Origin of the sequence: Catellatospora sp. NPDC049609, assembly GCF_040675365.1 — a bacterium.
Taxonomy (GTDB): domain Bacteria; phylum Actinomycetota; class Actinomycetes; order Mycobacteriales; family Micromonosporaceae; genus Catellatospora.
The window spans coordinates 14,610-30,244 of record NZ_JBFAOU010000052.1 but is presented as its reverse complement, the minus strand read 5'-3'; the positions used below and the strand labels follow the sequence as shown (position 1 = coordinate 30,244).

General features: G+C 74.0%; 9 protein-coding genes. 3 read left to right on the top strand and 6 right to left on the bottom strand.

Features of this window, described 5'->3' with window-relative positions:
* Positions 1 to 51: 51 nt before the first annotated feature.
* Positions 52 to 2,133, bottom strand: coding sequence for a cellulose binding domain-containing protein (locus AB0J67_RS16960; protein ID WP_363482892.1), 2,082 nt, complete (start codon positions 2,131 to 2,133; stop codon positions 52 to 54).
* 224 nt (positions 2,134 to 2,357) lie between these two features.
* On the opposite strand from AB0J67_RS16960, the gene AB0J67_RS16955 reads away from it, so the two are divergent.
* Positions 2,358 to 2,717: a DoxX family protein gene (locus tag AB0J67_RS16955; protein ID WP_363482889.1), complete on the top strand. Its 360-nt coding sequence runs from the start codon at positions 2,358 to 2,360 to the stop codon at positions 2,715 to 2,717.
* Positions 2,718 to 2,936: 219 nt separating this feature from the next.
* Positions 2,937 to 4,925: a bifunctional diguanylate cyclase/phosphodiesterase gene (locus tag AB0J67_RS16950; protein WP_363482886.1), complete on the top strand. Its 1,989-nt coding sequence runs from the start codon at positions 2,937 to 2,939 to the stop codon at positions 4,923 to 4,925.
* A gap of 22 nt (positions 4,926 to 4,947) precedes the next feature.
* Here AB0J67_RS16950 and AB0J67_RS16945 read toward each other — a convergent pair whose 3' ends face one another.
* On the bottom strand, positions 4,948 to 5,205 hold the full coding sequence (locus AB0J67_RS16945) for a hypothetical protein (RefSeq protein WP_363482883.1): 258 nt from the start codon (positions 5,203 to 5,205) through the stop codon (positions 4,948 to 4,950).
* A gap of 307 nt (positions 5,206 to 5,512) precedes the next feature.
* Between AB0J67_RS16945 and AB0J67_RS16940 the strand changes: the two genes are divergently transcribed.
* Complete coding sequence (locus AB0J67_RS16940; RefSeq protein ID WP_363482880.1) at positions 5,513 to 8,149, top strand: tetratricopeptide repeat protein; 2,637 nt, start codon at positions 5,513 to 5,515, stop codon at positions 8,147 to 8,149.
* A 21-nt stretch (positions 8,150 to 8,170) separates the two neighbouring features.
* Here the strand turns inward: AB0J67_RS16940 and AB0J67_RS16935 are convergent, their stop codons facing one another.
* From AB0J67_RS16935 to AB0J67_RS16920, 4 genes are all read right to left on the bottom strand, one after another.
* The gene (locus AB0J67_RS16935; protein ID WP_363482877.1) at positions 8,171 to 9,040 is read right to left on the bottom strand and encodes an aldo/keto reductase; all 870 of its coding nucleotides are present in this window, start codon (positions 9,038 to 9,040) and stop codon (positions 8,171 to 8,173) included.
* A 154-nt stretch (positions 9,041 to 9,194) separates the two neighbouring features.
* On the bottom strand, positions 9,195 to 10,850 hold the full coding sequence (locus tag AB0J67_RS16930) for a beta-1,3-glucanase family protein (protein WP_363482874.1): 1,656 nt from the start codon (positions 10,848 to 10,850) through the stop codon (positions 9,195 to 9,197).
* 186 nt (positions 10,851 to 11,036) lie between these two features.
* On the bottom strand, positions 11,037 to 14,030 hold the full coding sequence (locus tag AB0J67_RS16925) for an extracellular solute-binding protein (protein ID WP_363482871.1): 2,994 nt from the start codon (positions 14,028 to 14,030) through the stop codon (positions 11,037 to 11,039).
* 132 nt (positions 14,031 to 14,162) lie between these two features.
* Positions 14,163 to 15,218, bottom strand: coding sequence for a LacI family DNA-binding transcriptional regulator (locus AB0J67_RS16920; RefSeq protein ID WP_363482868.1), 1,056 nt, complete (start codon positions 15,216 to 15,218; stop codon positions 14,163 to 14,165).
* Positions 15,219 to 15,635 lie beyond the last annotated feature (417 nt).

Below are 15,635 nucleotides of genomic sequence, written 5' to 3'. Positions count from 1 at the left end.
GCGACGCACGGGCGGGGCTCCGGCCGTATGGACCCCGCGTGCTTTGCGGCGTCAGCGGGTGGTGCAGAGCATGCCGTTGACGGTGAAGCGCGGCGGTTCGAGGTTGGGGCCCTGGTAGGAGCCCACGAACCCGACGTTGACGCCGGCGCCGGGCGCCACCGCCCGGTTCCAGTCGACGTTGGTCACCTTCACCGAGCCGCCGGTCTGCGTCCAGTTCGCGTTCCAGCCGCTGCTGACCTGCTGCCAGGAGGTCGGCCAGTCGAAGCTCAGCGTCCAGCCGTCCATCGGCGCGGCGCCGGTGTTGGTGATGTCCACGCTGCCGACGAAGCCGTTGCCCCAGTCGCTGACGTCGGCGAAGGCGACGGCGCAGGTCGAGGTCGCGGGCGTGCCCGTGGAGAAGATCACCGGCGGCGAGGCCCAGGAGACCCGCCCCGACCCGTCCCGGGCGATCACGTTGGCGGTGTACGTCGTGCCGGGGGCGAGGTTGCCGACGGTGAACGTGGTGCCCGCCGTCTCGCCCCACTGCTCGCTGACCGTGCCGTGCTGGCGGTGGATCTCGTACTTCAGCCCGCTGCCGGCCGCCGCGGGCCAGGTCAGCGTCGCCGACCGGTCGGTGATCGCCGAGGCGGCGGGCCGGCCGGGCGCGGGCGGGCCGGACAGCGCCGCCGCCGGGCGCAGCACCAGCGTGGTGATCGAGTACGGCGGCAGGGTGACCGACGACGCGCTGCCGGTGCCGGTGCTGATCGAGGTGTCGCCGTTGCCGAAGCGCAGCACCTGCGCCGACGCCGCGGGCGTGTACCCGGCGTAGGAGAGGCTGACCTGCTTGGCCGCGGCCGCGTCCTGGTTGAGCAGCATGACCGCGAGGCCGCCGTCGGCCCGTCGGGCGGCGTGCACCTTGACCGCGGGGTCGGCCGAGCCCGCCCGCACGAGCTGGTCACCGGCCCGGACGAACCGCGAGACCATGCCCAGCGCGTGATACGGGGCGAACGGCGTGTTCAGGGCGGGCTCGCAGGCCGACCCGTCGGCCGTGCACCCGCCCGAGGACAGCAGGCCCCAGTCGCCGTAGTCGGTGTGCCCGGCGTACTCGGCGACGGTGCCGATGCCGTTGCGCACGTTCCACCAGTTGACGGCGAACACCCCGCGGGCGATCAGGGAGGCGTAGACGTCGGCGGCGAACAGGGCGCCGGGCTGGGTGTTCATGCCCTGCGTCATGTTGATCTCGGTGAGGGCGACGCCGAGGTCGCGGCCCACCTGCCGCTGGATCTGGGTGTGCAGCAGGTCCAGCGCGACGGGCAGCCGCTCCACCCGGGCCAGGGCCTCGGCCGGGTTCGCGCCGCCCGCGTAGAAGTGCAGGATCACGAAGTCGATGTCGTCACCGGCGATGTCCAGCACGACCTGGTTCCACGGCCCGGCGTCGCCGTCGGCGGTGATCCCGTCGGGCCACTCGCCCGGCGTCGTCAGCACCGCGCCGACCTTGATCGTCGGGTCGACCGCCTTCATCGCCCGCGCGTACTGCACGACGTGGCGCGCGTACTCGGCCGGGCTCTTGTCGGCGTGGTCGTCGGCCTCCCACGGCGAGCCGTAGTGCCCGTTGCCGTAGTTCTCGTTGCCGATCTCCCAGTACTTGACGGCGTAGTCGTGCTCGATGTTGGCGTGGCGGACCCAGTCGGCCGCCTCCTGTGCGGTGCCGGTGCCGTAGTTGGCGGTGACGATGGCCTGCGCCCCGGCCCGGCGTACGCCCGCCATGAAGTGCGCGAAGTCGGTGTCCGGCGCGACGTAGCCGCCGGGGGCGGTGTGGTCGCGCCAGTGGTAGATGTCGGAGTACGAGCCGCCGGGGTAGCGCATGAGCTTCGCGCCGGCGGCCTTGAGCAGGTCGGCGGTCTGGTCGCTGCCGAGGTGGGTGTCCCAGATCGCGTGGTTGATCCCGACGGCGGTGTCGGCCGCCTTCTCCCAGCCGGCGCGCACGTTGACGGTGACGCGCACGGGCGCGTCCTCGGCGGCGACGGGCGTGGCCGAGGCCAGGCCGGAGGCGGTCAGCAGCGCGGTCAGCGCGAGCAGCGCCCGGGTGCGGGACGCGGGGCGGGTGCGGGCGGGCAGGGGGCGGGCAGGGGGCGGTTCGGGTGTCGGTGACACGGGGTCTCCTCCGGGGTGGGGGAGCTGTGCCCACGACCGCGTCGCCACGGCAGCCCGGACCCTGCGCGCCGGACGCGGACACGCGCACAGCCATCGGGGTGCAATGCGGGAGGCTGCCCTTCCTCGACCGCTCTTTCCGGCTCCCGGGCCGGGAGCAACGTATCACTTACGGGCATAATCGTGAATACGTTCGCGTCAAACGTCTGTCGAGGTTGGAGGGTGCCGTGACCGCGCTGCCCGATCCCGTCTGGCCGGTGCTGGTGCTCGCGGCGATCCAGCTGGTCGACGCGGTGCTGTGCCTGCGGCCGGTGCGGTTCGTCGCCGAGTGCTACGAGGGTGTCGGCTGGCCGCGCCGCCTGTGGTGGCTGATGCCGCCGGTCAAGTTCGCGGCGGCGGCCGGGCTGCTCGCCGGGATCGTCGTGCCGTGGCTCGGTGCGCTGACGTGCGCGGCGCTGGTGGCGTACTTCCTGGTCGCGATCGCCGCACACGTGCGGGCCCGCGATCTCGGGCGCAACCTGTTCGTCAACGCGCTCGGCATGCTGGTGCTCTGCGTCGCGACGGGGGTGTACAGCTTCCTGGCCTGACCGCCTGCTGCCTATTCCCGGTCATGGCGAGTGTCATCCTATAAATGTAGTTTGCTCGCTTTCCCCCATTGGTCGGTTACGCTGGCAACTCGCGTGCCCGCAGCCGTGAACCCGGAGGAGGGCTTTGTGACACCGCTGTCAGTGGTCGCCGTGCCTACGTGGCGCCGTGTGACCACCGTGCCGACGGCACTGTCCGTGATCGCGATCACACTTTTCGTGTTGACCGCTGGGCAGGTGCCTCTCGCCGCGCAGAAGACCCCGTTCTGGGTGATGTCCGCGCTGGCGCTGGCCGCCGCGGCGGTGACCTACGTGCCCGTGGGCAGGCCCCTGCGCGGCGTCGTGGTCAGCCCGTCGCTCGTGTTCACCTTCGCCATCCTGCTCTGCTGGGACCTCGGCCCCGCCATCGCGGTGCAGGCGCTCGCCGTCGCGGTGATCGCGGTCCGGGCCCGCCAGCACCCGCTGCACGCCGTGCTCAGCGGCGCCCGCTACGCCGTCGCGTTCGGCGCCGCGTACCTCGTGCTGCTGATCGGCCAGCCCGACCCGTTCCACGGCGGCTCGCCGGCCGACCTGGTCGGGGACACCGCCGCCGTCGCCGCCGCGTCCGTCGTCTTCGCGATCGCGTACGGCTGGGCGGTGCTGCTGACCGCGCCGCAGGCCCTGCCGACGGGCGGCAGCCTCCGGCACCGCCTGGCGACGCTGCAGGACCCGGCCGTGCACGTCATCGCGCTGACCATGCTGAGCCCCGTGCTCGCGGTCACCGGGCACGTCAGCCTCGGCTTCGTCCCGCTGGTGATCATGCCGCTGTACGCCGTGCAGCGCATGGCGCGCCTGTCCCAGGAGCGCCGCCGCGCCGCGCACACCGACGACCTCACCGGGCTCGGCAACCGGGCCGGCCTGCAGGCGGCGTACGCCCGCAGGCAGGGCCGGCCGCCCGCCCAGCGGCGCGGGCCCGCCCTGCTGCTGATGGACCTGGACGGCTTCAAGTACGTCAACGACGCGCTGGGCCACGACACCGGCGACCGGCTGCTGACCGCGTTCGCCGCGCGGCTGCGCGCGGCGCTGCCCGAGGGCGCCTACGCGGCGCGGCTGGGCGGCGACGAGTTCGGCGTGCTGCTCGACGAGCGCGACTGCGGCTGCGCCTGGCAGGCCGCCCAGCGCATCAGCGCCGCGGTCGACGGCCTGGTCAGCCTCAACGGGCTGGAGGTCGAGGTGGCGGCGGCGGTCGGTGTCGCGGTGAGCCCGCAGCACGGCGACGACTTCGCGACCCTGCTGCGCCACGCCGACATCGCCATGTACGACGCGAAACGGGACAATGCCGGCGTCGCCATGTACCAGCCCGGCACCGACCGGCACACCCAGCGCCTGGAGGTGCTCGACCAGGTGCGCCAGGCGATCGCCACCGACGACCGCGACGCCATCACGCTGCACTACCAGCCCCAGGCGGACCTGCTCACCGGCCGGATCGTCGGCGTGGAGGCGCTGCTGCGCTGGAACGGCCCCGACGGGCCGCTGTCCCCGGCCACCCTGATCTCCATGATCGAGCACACCCCGGTTATGCACCAGCTCACCGACCGCATCGTCGACGACGCCGTCGCGCAGGCGGGCCGCTGGCGCGCGGCCGGGCTCGAACTGCGTACGTCGATCAACGTCAGCATCCGCGACCTGCTCCGCGACGACCTCGTCGAGCGGCTGCGGCGCCGCCTGACCGAGCACGGGGTGCCGCCGCACCTGCTCCAGCTCGAGATCACCGAGAGCGCCCTGATGGCCGACCCCGGGCGCGCCCTGCGCGCGGTGACCGCGCTGCGCGAGCTCGGGGTGGGCCTGGCCCTGGACGACTTCGGCACCGGCTTCTCCTCGCTGCAGCACCTGCGGCAGATCCCGCTCGACGAGATCAAGATCGACAGGTCGTTCGTCGCGGGCATGACCGCCAACCGGCACGACAGCGCGATCGTGTCCTCGGTCATCGCGCTGGCCCGCACGCTCGGCCTGCGCACCGTCGCCGAGGGCATCGAGGACGCGCCGACCCGGCACCGGCTGCGCGCGGCCGGCTGCTCGCTGATGCAGGGCTACCTGCTCGCCCCGGCGCTGCCCGCCGACCGGATCCCGGAGCTGGTCGCCGACGCGGCGGCGGCCCGCATCCCGGCCCTGGTCGACCCGCCCCGGCAGGGACAGGTGCTGCCCGACCCGGCCGCGACCAGCCCGCGGTAGCGGGCCGGTCGGGCGGGCGACCCTAGCGGGAGGCCTTCAGGATCTCCTTGGCCTCCTGCCTGGTGAGCCCCAGCTCGTCCAGCAGCCGGCGTTGCGGGATCAGCAGCAGCCAGCCGACGCCCACCCCCAGCAGCGGCCCGAGCAGCGGGAAGTTGAACCCCGCCATGATGATCAGCACGGAGAGCACGAGGATCACGGGTATCGACAGCACCAACGAGATCCACAGGTTCCGGTGCGACCGGCGCAGCCGATCGACGTCCACTTTGCTGAGTTGGCGCATGCTCTCGCCCTTCCCTGTCCGGACGCCGCCACTCGGCGATCCGCCGTACGCCGGTGGCGCCGCGGCCGGCGCGAGCACCGGCCGCGGCCTCCCCACCCGCCGTACCGCCGAAGTTAGGCGCCGAACCGGTTCACGCGAGCCGTCCGGGAAGCGCGCCGAGGAACGTCGCGGCAGCTGGCCGCCGTTGCCGCGGCTGACCGGACAGTCCCCGCTCCGGGCCGTTGCGGGAGAACCGGCGGCCCCGGGGGCGGTCACCCGGCTGCCCTAGACTCGCGTTCGGACGGTCGACGGGAGAGGGGTGCGGACGATGGCGCAGCCCGCGCACGGCGAGGATCCCGCCGACCCCCGGGCCGAGTTCGCCACCGCGCTGGCCCGGCTGCGCAACCGCCTGCCCGACGTGTCCGACGAGGTGCTCGCCAGGCGGGCCAGCGCGACCACCCTGCCCTCGGGCCGCCGCGTCGCCGTCAACGCCCGCCGCGTCGGCGAATGGCTCGGCGGCCGCTCCGTGCCCCGCGACTTCGAGCAGGTCTTCGCGCTGGTGCGCGCCGTCGAGACGGCCACCGGCGGCGCGGCGTCCGGCGCGGCCCCCGGCCCGACCGTGGAGAGCTGGCGGCGGCTGTGGCGGGCCGCGCACGAGCACCGCACCGCCGCGCGCGGCACGCCCCCCGCCCCGGCCCCCGAGCTGGTCGTCGGGCGCCCGCCCAGCGACGCCGCCTCGCTGCGGCAGCGGCCCGAGCTCGCCGCCGCCGTCGACGACGCCCTGCGCGACCCGGCCGCCCGCCAGGTCGTGCTCACCGGACCGGGCGGCTCGGGCAAGTCCCAGCTCGCCGCCGCGGCGTTCCACCGCGCCCGCGGCAGCGGCGGCCTGCTCACCTGGATCACCGCCTCCTCGCGCCAGTCCGTGCTCACCGGGTACGCCCGCGCCTGGCGGGCCCTGGCCGGCGGCCTGCTGGACCGGCCCGCCGGCCACGAGGGCCGCCCGGTCGACGGCTACGGCCACGACGAGGAGACCCAGGCCGACCTGCTCGTCGCCTGGCTGCGCGCGACGGCGCAGCCGTGGCTGGTCGTGCTCGACGACGTCGACGATCCGTCCGCACTGGACGGCCTGTGGCCCATCGGCGACGGCGGGCGCAGCATCGTGACCACCCGACGCCGCGACGCCGCCGTGTTCCGGCCGGCGGCGCGCGTGGTCGCCGTCGGCATGTTCAGCCCCGCCGAATCCGTCGACTACCTGCGCAACCGCCTGTCGCTCGACCCCGCGGCCGTGCGCACCGCACCGGCCGGCGACGCCGAGCTGGCGGACCTGGCCGCCGCGCTCGGCCACTTCCCGCTCGCGCTGTCGCAGGCCGCCGCGTTCCTCATCGACACCGGCATCGAGCTCGCGGCATACCGCCGGCTCATCGACGACCGGCGCGAGCGGCTGGCCGATCTGTTCCCGGCGTCCTCCCCGGCCGACGGCCACGACCGCACCGTCGCGGGCACCTGGCGCCTGGCCGCGCAGCGGGCCGCGGCCCTGGCCAAGCCGGGCACCGCGCAGCGCATGCTGGAACTGGTGTCGCTGCTCGCCCCGGAGGGCGTGCCGGAGCGGGTCCTGCTGAGCGGTGCCGCGTGCGGCTGGATCGGCGGCACCGCACGCGAGGCGGCGGCCGCGCTGCGGGCGCTGCACCGGCTCAGCCTGCTCACCCACGAGGGCTCCGCCGTCGCGATGCATGCGCTGGTGCAGCGGGCCGTCCGCGAGGCCGTGCCCGAGCCGGAGCTGCCCGGCCTGGCCAGGACCGCCGCGGACGCGCTGGAGCAGGCGTGGACCGCCGACGCGGACCCCGCCGCGCTGTACGACAGCATCGAGGCGGTCCGCCGCGCGGCGGGGGAGCACCTGTGGCACGGCGGGATGCATCCCGTGCTGCGCCGGATCGGCGAGCACCTCAACCGGGTCGGCCGGGCCACCGCGGCCCGCGACGCGCTCGCGGACCTGCTCCGCCAGGCCCGCGCCCGGCTCGGCGACGAGCACCGCGACGTGCTGGTCCTGCGTACCCAGACCGCCGAGACGAACGGCGACCTCGGCGACGCGGCCGGCGCCCTCGCCGCCCTGCGGGAGCTGCACGAAGACGCGCGGCGCCTGCTCGGCGACGACGACGCGGACACCCTGCGGGTCCGGCTGCACATCGCCCGGCAGCGCATCGACCGAGGCGAGCCCGCCGCCGCGCTGGCCGAGCTGTCCGTCCTGACCGGCGACGCGGCGCGGCTGCTCGGCGGCGAGCACCCGCTGACCCTGGCCGCCCGGCGCTACGCCGCGCTGTGCCTGGGCCTATCCGGGGACGCGGCCGCCGCGCGGGACGAGTTCGCCCGGCTCGCCCAGGAGTCGGCCGCGCGGCTGGGCGAGGCACACCCGGAGACCCTCAACCTGGTCGACTTCCTGGGCCGGTGGATCGGCGAGAGCGGCGACGCCGAGCAGGCCGTGGCCACCTACCAGCGGGCGGCCGACGGGCTGGCCGCCGCGTTCGGCCCGCTGCACCACGACACGCTCACCGCGCGGCACAACCTCGCCTACTGGCGCGCCCTCACCGGACGGCTCGACCAGGCCGTGGCCGAGTTCAGCACCGCCGCCTACGACGCCGCGCACGCGATCGGGCCGCGCCACCCGACGACGCTCACCTTCCGGACCAACCTCGCCTACTGGCGCGGCCTGGCCGGCGACCCGCACGGCGGCATGGCCGAGCTGGCCGGCCTGCTGCCGATCATCGACGAGGTGATGACCCCGGCGCACCCGCGCGCGCTGCGCACCCGCCAGCAGCACGCCGAGCTGCGCCACCGCGCCGGCGACCCGGCCGGTGCCCGCGCCGACCTCACCGCGGTGCTCGCGGACATGCGCCGGGTGCAGGGCGACGCCCACCCGCGCACCCGCGAGGTGGCCGACCTGCTCACCCGCTGGACCGCCGAGAGCTGACCCGTCCCGCGCCGCGGCGGCTCAGACCGCGTCGGCCAGGGCGCGGAACTCGTCGTCGGTGAGCACGAGCTGCGCGGCGGCGACGTTCTGCTCCAGATGGGACACCTTGGACGTGCCGGGGATCGGCAACATCACCGGCGAGCGCCGCAGCAGCCACGCCAGCGCCAGCTGCGCGGGCGACGCACCGTGCTCCTCGGCGGCCTTCGCCAGCGGCCCGCCCGGCTGCGCCAGCTCGCCGGTCGCGATCGGGAACCACGGGATGAAGCCGAGGTTCTCCTGCTCGCAGTACGCCAGCACGTCCTCGGCGCTGCGGTTGGCGATGTTGTAGAGGTTCTGCACCGACACGATCGTGGCGAGCGCGCGCGACTGCTCGATCTGGGCCACGGACACCTCGGACAGGCCGATGTGGCGGATCTTGCCCTCCTGCTGCAGCAGCACCAGCTCACCGAGCTGGTCCTCCAGCGGCACCTTCGCGTCGATGCGGTGCAGCTGGTAGAGGTCGATCCGCTCCAGCCCCAGGTGGCGCAGGCTCAGCTCGCACTGCTGGCGCAGGTACTCCGGGCGGGCCAGCGGCCGCCAGTCGCCCGGCCCGGCGCGGGTCAGCCCGGCCTTGGTCGCGATGACCAGCCCGTCCGGGTACGGGTGCAGCGCCTTCTTGATCAGCATCTCGCTGACGAAGGGCCCGTACGAGTCGGCGGTGTCGATGAAGTCGACGCCCAGCTCGACGGCGCGGCGCAGCACGCGCACGGCCTCGTCCGGGTCGGCCGGGTCGCCCCAGATGCCGGGGCCGGTCAGCTGCATCGCGCCGTAGCCGAGCCGGGTGACGGGCAGGTCCCCGCCGATGGTGAACCGGCCGGAGGCCGCCGCGGGCAGGGTGCTCTGCGTGGTCATGGTCGCCTCGTCCCTGGCGGAGATCGGGTTCGCCGACCAGCCTAGCCCGGCCGGCCGCGCGGACGCGGCGGTTCCGGGAGCGCGGCGGCTCCGGGAGCAGAGCGGCCGCCCCGCCCGGGCAGGGGCGGGACGGCCGTCGGCCGCGCGAGCTGGATCAGGGCTGCGCGACCAGGCGGAACGACTGCGCGCCGGTGCCGTTGCAGGCGTACTGCACGAGCTGGACGCTGTCGGCGGTGGAAGCGGCGGGCACGTCGACGCACTTGCCGCTGTGCCGCGCCGTGAAGCGGTAGTACCCGCTGCCTTCGGAGACGGGCAGCCACTGCTGGTTGTTGCCGCCGCCGTACGCCCACAGGTGCAGCACCGCGTTGTCGGCGGTCGACACCCCGCTCACGTCGATGACCTGGGCGGGGTTGTTGCGGTTCTCGACCCGCACGTAGCCGTTGCTGGTCGGGGTGAACCGGAACTGCTGGGCGTAGGAGTTGTTGCAGGTGTACTGCTGGATCGCGGTGCCGTTGGCGGTGCCCGACGAGCGCGCGTCGACGCACTTGCCGCTGGTCTTGTTGACCACGCTGTACCAGGTGGTCGGCGAGATCGGGCCGGTGGGCGGCGGGCCGCCCGCGCCGAACGGGCTCAGGATGATGCTCGCCGAGCGCGGGTCGCCGTCGTGCACCAGCGACTCGAACGCGCCGACGTCGTCGAACGCGAACGCGTACGCCTTGCCGTCCGCCATGTTCGCGTGAATGATCTTGGCGTACTGGTTGGTCGGGCTGTTCTGGTAGAACTGCGCGGCGTTGGTGCTGGGCTGGGTGTCGATGGTGCCCAGCGTGCCCCGGTTGAGCGCGGCGCACAGGGTGCGCGCGATCGGTCCGACGACCAGGTCGTTGGGCGCGTGCAGGTTGCCGTCGCAGCCCCACACGTGGGCGCTGGTCGGCTTGTTGAACGAGGCGACCTGCTGGCCCGCGCTGTTGGTGAAGTTCATGACGTTGCCGCTGGTCCGGCCGAAGAACCGGGTGTTGGGCTGGTCGCCGAACGGCACCACGGTCAGCGTCTTGCTCGTGTAGGCGTTCCACGCCGAGGTGATGTACCCGTCGAGGTACGTGGCGCTGAACAGCCCGGCGTCGGCGGCCTTGCCCGGGGCGAGCACGCGCAGCACCGTGCCGTCGGAGCGGGTGCGGACGGTGTTGGCCCACCCGGACTGCGCCCGGATCTGGTTGATCACGTTGTCGCGGCCGTTGGACACCACGTCGCCGGTGCGCTTCGTCGCGCCCGAGGCGCCGGTGACCGTGACCGCGTGCGGGATGGCGAACATGTCCACCTGCGAGCTGTTGAGCCACAGCCCGGCGTCGTTGTAGGTGAACTCGCTCCAGTCGAACAGGATGTTGGCGTTGGCGTCGCCGCCCGCCCAGGGCGCGGGCTGCACCAGGCCGTCCGGGGTGAGGAAGAACTTCAGCTTCTCGCCCATGGAGAAGTACGCCCGCCCGGAGAAGCCGCGCGGGAAGCGGATCGTGGTGCTGCCGCCGTTGCCGGGTCCGGCGATGGACACGTCGGGCGCGGGGGAGGGCGGGAGCTGCCCGCCGGTCCACGGCGAGAACGCGCCCGCGGCGTTGACGTAGCCGAGCCGGCCGGTGCTCAGCTGCACGCCGATGACGTAGAGGTACACCGCGTCGCCGCGGCCGGTGTTGTTGGTGATGGTGACGGGGAGCGGATCGGGTCCGATCGCCACGGCGGGCGCGGCGGAGGCGGCGACGGCCGCGGGCACGGCCAGTGCCAGCGCGGTCAGTGCGCCGAAGACCCTTCTTCGGGTACGCATCAATAGCCCTCGCATTCCGGGAGTGGGACGGCGGTTCGGGGCGTCGCCCGGTGGGCTGCCGGGCGGTGGTGCGCTCTCGCGGCGGGCCGGCTGCGAGAGCGCTCTCGGTAAGAGAGCGCTCTCACGGTACGGCCACAAAACGCCCACCGTCAATGGACGGTGGGCGTCCTGCTGTGCCGGCCCTGGTCAGAAGCTGCTGAGCAGCTTCACGAACGTCTCGTCGAGCATCATCGGGTCCTGCGCGTCGAACGCCTTGCCCGCGCTGGCCTTCGCGATCGCGTCGAGCGTCTTGAGGTCCGAGCCCTTGTCGAAGGCGATGCAGAACACCTTCACCGGCTTGTCCGGGTCCAGCGCGATGTCGCGCAGCAGCTTGGCCAGGTCGTCATCGGCGTCGTACTCGTTGCGGCCGTCGGTCAGCACGACCACCGCGTTGACCCGGGTCTTGTCGTAGTTGGCCAGCATGTACCGGTGCGCGGCCCGCACCGTGGCGTAGAGCGCGGTCTCCCCGCCCGGCTTCATCGCGCGCAGCTTGGCCGCGTACGCGTCCTTGTCCAGGCGCGACAGCGGGACCTGCACGCGCCAGGGCAGCCGGTCACCGCCCTGCCGGTCGGAGAACGCCCACAGCCCCACCCGGTCCTCGCTGTTGAGCAGCGCGATCCCGTCCGCGGCGGCCTCCACGGCCACCTGGAGCCGGGTGCGGTCACCGACCTTGTGCGCGGTCATCGAACCGGAGACGTCCACCGCCATCATGATGTTGGCCTTCTTGCGCAGCGTCGCCCAGCCGCTCTTGATGGCCTGCACCACGTCCGGCGCCGGGGGCTCGAAGTACTTCGCCGCGGCTTCCTGCCCGCCCACCGTGTCGACCAGATCCGGCGCCGCGGCCCGCTCGTGGTTGCGGAACCCGATCGCCTCGAACTCCGCCTGCTGCGCCGGCTCCTGCAGGAACTTCAGGAAGTCCGCCGCCGCCCGCCGCTGGGCCGCGTCCGCCCGGGGCAGCGTCACGTACGGGTGGTCCAGGTTGAACGTGCCCTCCTTCGGGAACAGCGCCACCAGCGGCTCGTTCGGCGCCTTGCCGGTGGGGCTGAGCTGGCCCTTGTTGTAGAGGTAGACCAGCTCCTCCTGGGTGACGATCGCGCTCAGGTCGGACGCGGGACCGCCCTCCACCCTGGACAGGTCCACGGCCGCCAGTGAGCGCAGCAGATCCACCACGTCGTCGCTGTAGTGCGAGACGTTCGCCTCGATCTGCCGGACGAACCGGGTCACGCCCGAGGAGCGCACGTCGGCCTCGGTCAGGTCGTTGGAGGTGCCGGACGCCGCGTAGTAGGCCGCGATGGTGGCCGCCAGGCCCGAGGTGGACAGGTTCGGGTTGTCCTTGCCGAAGGTGAAGCGCCCCCACTCCGGCTTGCCGAACGACGCCCAGCCCTGCTCGCCGGACATGCCGAGGATGTCGCCCCAGCCCAGCGGCCCGCGATCCTTGAGCACCCTCGCCTTGGTCGCGGGCACGGCGATGACCAGCGGGCTGTTGGCGATCGACGGGAACGTGACGGTGGCGGGCGTCTGCGGATCGCGCTTGTTCGCCTTGTCGAGCAGTTCCAGCTGCCCGGTCCACAGCGTCGAGGTGGGCAGCCACACCTGCGGCTCCGGGATCCTCGCCCCGGCGATCTCGGCCCAGGTCCCGGCCAGCGCCTCCATCGCCTGACCCGAGGTCAGGCCGTACACGTTGACCGTGGCGCACTCGTCGCCGAACTCCCGGCCGCTGTCGTTGTACCGCTCGGCCAGCTTCTCCACCTGCACGTTCTTCTCGGTGGAGGAGACCACGTCCAGGTGTACGCAGTCCGTCGGGCCGAAGCCGCCGAAGCGCCCGTACAGGTAGCCGCCGGCGGCCAGCGCCACGGCAACGAGCGAGGCGACCGCGATCGGCCAACGGCGCCGCCGCGACGGCGGACGCGGCCCGACGGGCTCGTAGCCGGTGGGCAGGGTGGACCCCGGCGGCGTGCCCGGAGCGGACGCCTCGCGCCGCGGCGGCAGCACCGGGGCGGCTCCCGCGGCGAACTCCGGCACGCCCTGACGCGGGCCGGCGACGGTGGCCGCGGGCGCCGTGGTGCGCGGATCGACGGGCAGCCGCGGCGCGGGCACCGTCGGCGGGGTCGGCGGCGGGGTCGGGGGTGGGGTCGGCGGCGGTGCGGTGACCGTCGGCGGACTGGCGGAGGCGGTCGCCGGTGGGCTCGGTGGGGTGGGCGGCGGTGCGGTGACCGTGGGCGGGCTCGCGGGGGTGGTCGCGGGCGGGGCCGGGATGGCCACGCTGGTCGCGGCGTCGCTGCCCTCGCGCAGCGCGGCGTTCAGCGGCACCGCGCCGTGCCCGAGCAGCCGCAGCAGCACCTGCTCGGCGGTCGGCCGGGCGTGCTGGTCCTTGGCCAGGCAGGCCTGCACCAGGTCGAGCAGCGGCCCGGACAGGTTGCGCAGGTCCGGCTGCTCGTTCAGCACCCGCGCCATCACCGTGGCCATCGAGTCGTGGCCGAACGGCCCCCGGCCCGACGAGGCGAACCCGATCGTCGCCGCCCAGCCGAACACGTCGCAGCTCGGCCCGACGTCGACGTTGTGGAACCGCTCCGGCGCCATGTACGGCACCGTGCCCATCACGTTGCCGGTCATCGTCTCCGAGCCGAGCGCCCGGGCGATGCCGAAGTCGATGACCCGGGGGCCGTCGCCGCCGAGGATCACGTTGTCGGGCTTGAAGTCGCAGTGCACCACGCCCGCCTGGTGGATCGCGGCGAGCGCGGTGGCGGTGCCGACGGCCAGGCGGTAGAGCGAGTTGCCGGACATCGGGCCGTGCTCGCGCACGTGCCGGTGCAGCGTCGGGCCCTCGATGTACTCGCTGACCACGTACGGCGGCTCGGCGTCGAGCTCGGCCTCCAGCACCTGCGCGGTGCAGAACGTCGCCACGCGCTGGGCCGCGGCGATCTCCTTGGCGAAGCGGGCCCGCGCACGTGAGTCGTGGCGCAGGTCGATGGTGAGCATCTTGACCGCCACCCGGCGGTCGTCGGCGTCCACGCCCAGGTAGACGACGCCCTGCCCGCCCTGCCCCAGCCGGCCGAGCAGCCGGTACGGCCCCGCGGTGCGCGGATCGTGTGCCGTCAGGGGCGCGACGTTCGGCATCGGAGCGTCCACGGAACCGGACATCCGCCCTCCCCAGAACGAAGATCGATCACTACGAACCGTAAGGATAGCCTCGCGGCTCCACCGTCCTGCCCGAGGAGGCGCGCCTTCCCCATAGGATGGAGCGACGGTCCGACACGGTGCCGTACCGGCTGGTCAGCGGCCTGTGGCGGCTTCCCCGGCGGGGACTGCGCGGGGCCGGACGGAGTCGCGCAGGACCAGCCGCGCCGGGAGGATGATCGGGCACGGGCGCTCGCCGGCCAGCAGCGCCACCAGCATCCGCGCCATCTCCCGGCCCAGCGCCTCGATCGGCTGGTGGACCGTGGTGAGCTGCGGGTCGGTGTGGCTGGCCGCGGGCAGGTCGTCGAAGCCGACCACGCCGACGTCGCCGGGCACGTCCCGGCCGTGCGCGCGCAGCACGCGCAGCGCGCCCGCGGCCATGGCGTCGTTGGTCGCGAACACCGCGTCGAGATCGGGGTGCGCGTCGAGCAGCCGGGTCATCGCGGCGACCCCGCCCGCCTCGGTGAAGTCGCCCGCGGCGACCCGGTCGGCGGACAGGCCCGCCTCGGCCATGGCGTCCCGGAAACCCCGGTGGCGCGCGGTCGCCACGTCGGTGTCCAGCGGGCCGGTGATCGTCGCGATGCGGCGGTGACCGGTGCGGATCAGGTGCTCGACCGCGAGCCGGGCGCCGGCCCGGTTGTCGACGTCGACGTACCAGCGGGGCTCGACGTGCAGCGGGCGGCCGCCGAACACCACCGGGACGCCGGTCTCCTCGGCCAGGTGCGCGAGCGGGTCGTCACCGGACAGTGCCATCAGCATCACGCCGTCGGCCCGCCGCGCCCGGACCAGGCGGCGCAGCCGCTCGCGGCCGTGCGGCGACGGCGCCACGACCAGCATCAGCTCGAGGTCGGTCTTGGCGAGCTCGGTGCTGACGCCGCGGACGACCTGCGCGAAGAACGGATCACCGAAGGCCGCCGGGTTGTCGTTGGTCACCGCGAACACCACCGAGCCGACCTGGCTGGTGGCCAGCGCGCGGGCGGTGGGGTTCGGCACGTAGCCCAGCTCGGCGACGGCGCGCAGCACCGCCTCCCGCTTGGCCGCGCTCACGTGCGGGGCGTTGTTGATCACGCGGGACGCGGCCGACCGGGACACCCCGGCCAGGGCTGCTACCTCGTCCAATGTGGGCTGGCGTGCGGGCTGGGATATCCCCATGGTGCGGTCGGACTCCTCGAAGCGCGGTGGGCAAAGGTTAGCGCGGGGTGCGGCGATCCGCGGCCCGTACGCGGATCGGTTCTGGAAGCGCTCCCGGGGGGTCGCGGGCGGCATCGCCGGATCCGATGCACCGCATTCCCCGCGTCGATCGCCGCTGGAGGCGTGCGCGTGCCACCTGGACCTCTGGCCGGCGACTGCCCTCTGTCGCCGGACTCCCGGGAGCGCTTCCAGTTCAGTGTAGGCAGCCGCGTCCACATTGGCTAATGCGGGATCGGATGTTCACGAAGGTTTCAAGCGGATGCCCGTCAGCGTCGGCTACCGCACGGGGCTGACCGCGGTTGGAAGCGCTTCCGGTCCGCCCGGTCCGTGCCGCCCCGCGACGTCATGCCGCTCGGTGCGCCGTCCTGCCCGCCGTGC

Excerpts from the sequence above, each read along its gene's own strand:
- AB0J67_RS16945 (WP_363482883.1), bottom strand. The coding sequence starts at position 5,205 with ATGCGCCAACTCAGCAAAGTGGACGTCGATCGGCTGCGCCGGTCGCAC.
- AB0J67_RS16940 (WP_363482880.1), top strand. The coding sequence starts at position 5,513 with ATGGCGCAGCCCGCGCACGGCGAGGATCCCGCCGACCCCCGGGCCGAG.
- AB0J67_RS16935 (WP_363482877.1), bottom strand. The coding sequence starts at position 9,040 with ATGACCACGCAGAGCACCCTGCCCGCGGCGGCCTCCGGCCGGTTCACC.
- AB0J67_RS16930 (WP_363482874.1), bottom strand. The coding sequence starts at position 10,850 with ATGCGTACCCGAAGAAGGGTCTTCGGCGCACTGACCGCGCTGGCACTG.
- AB0J67_RS16925 (WP_363482871.1), bottom strand. The coding sequence starts at position 14,030 with ATGTCCGGTTCCGTGGACGCTCCGATGCCGAACGTCGCGCCCCTGACG.
- AB0J67_RS16920 (WP_363482868.1), bottom strand. The coding sequence starts at position 15,218 with ATGGGGATATCCCAGCCCGCACGCCAGCCCACATTGGACGAGGTAGCA.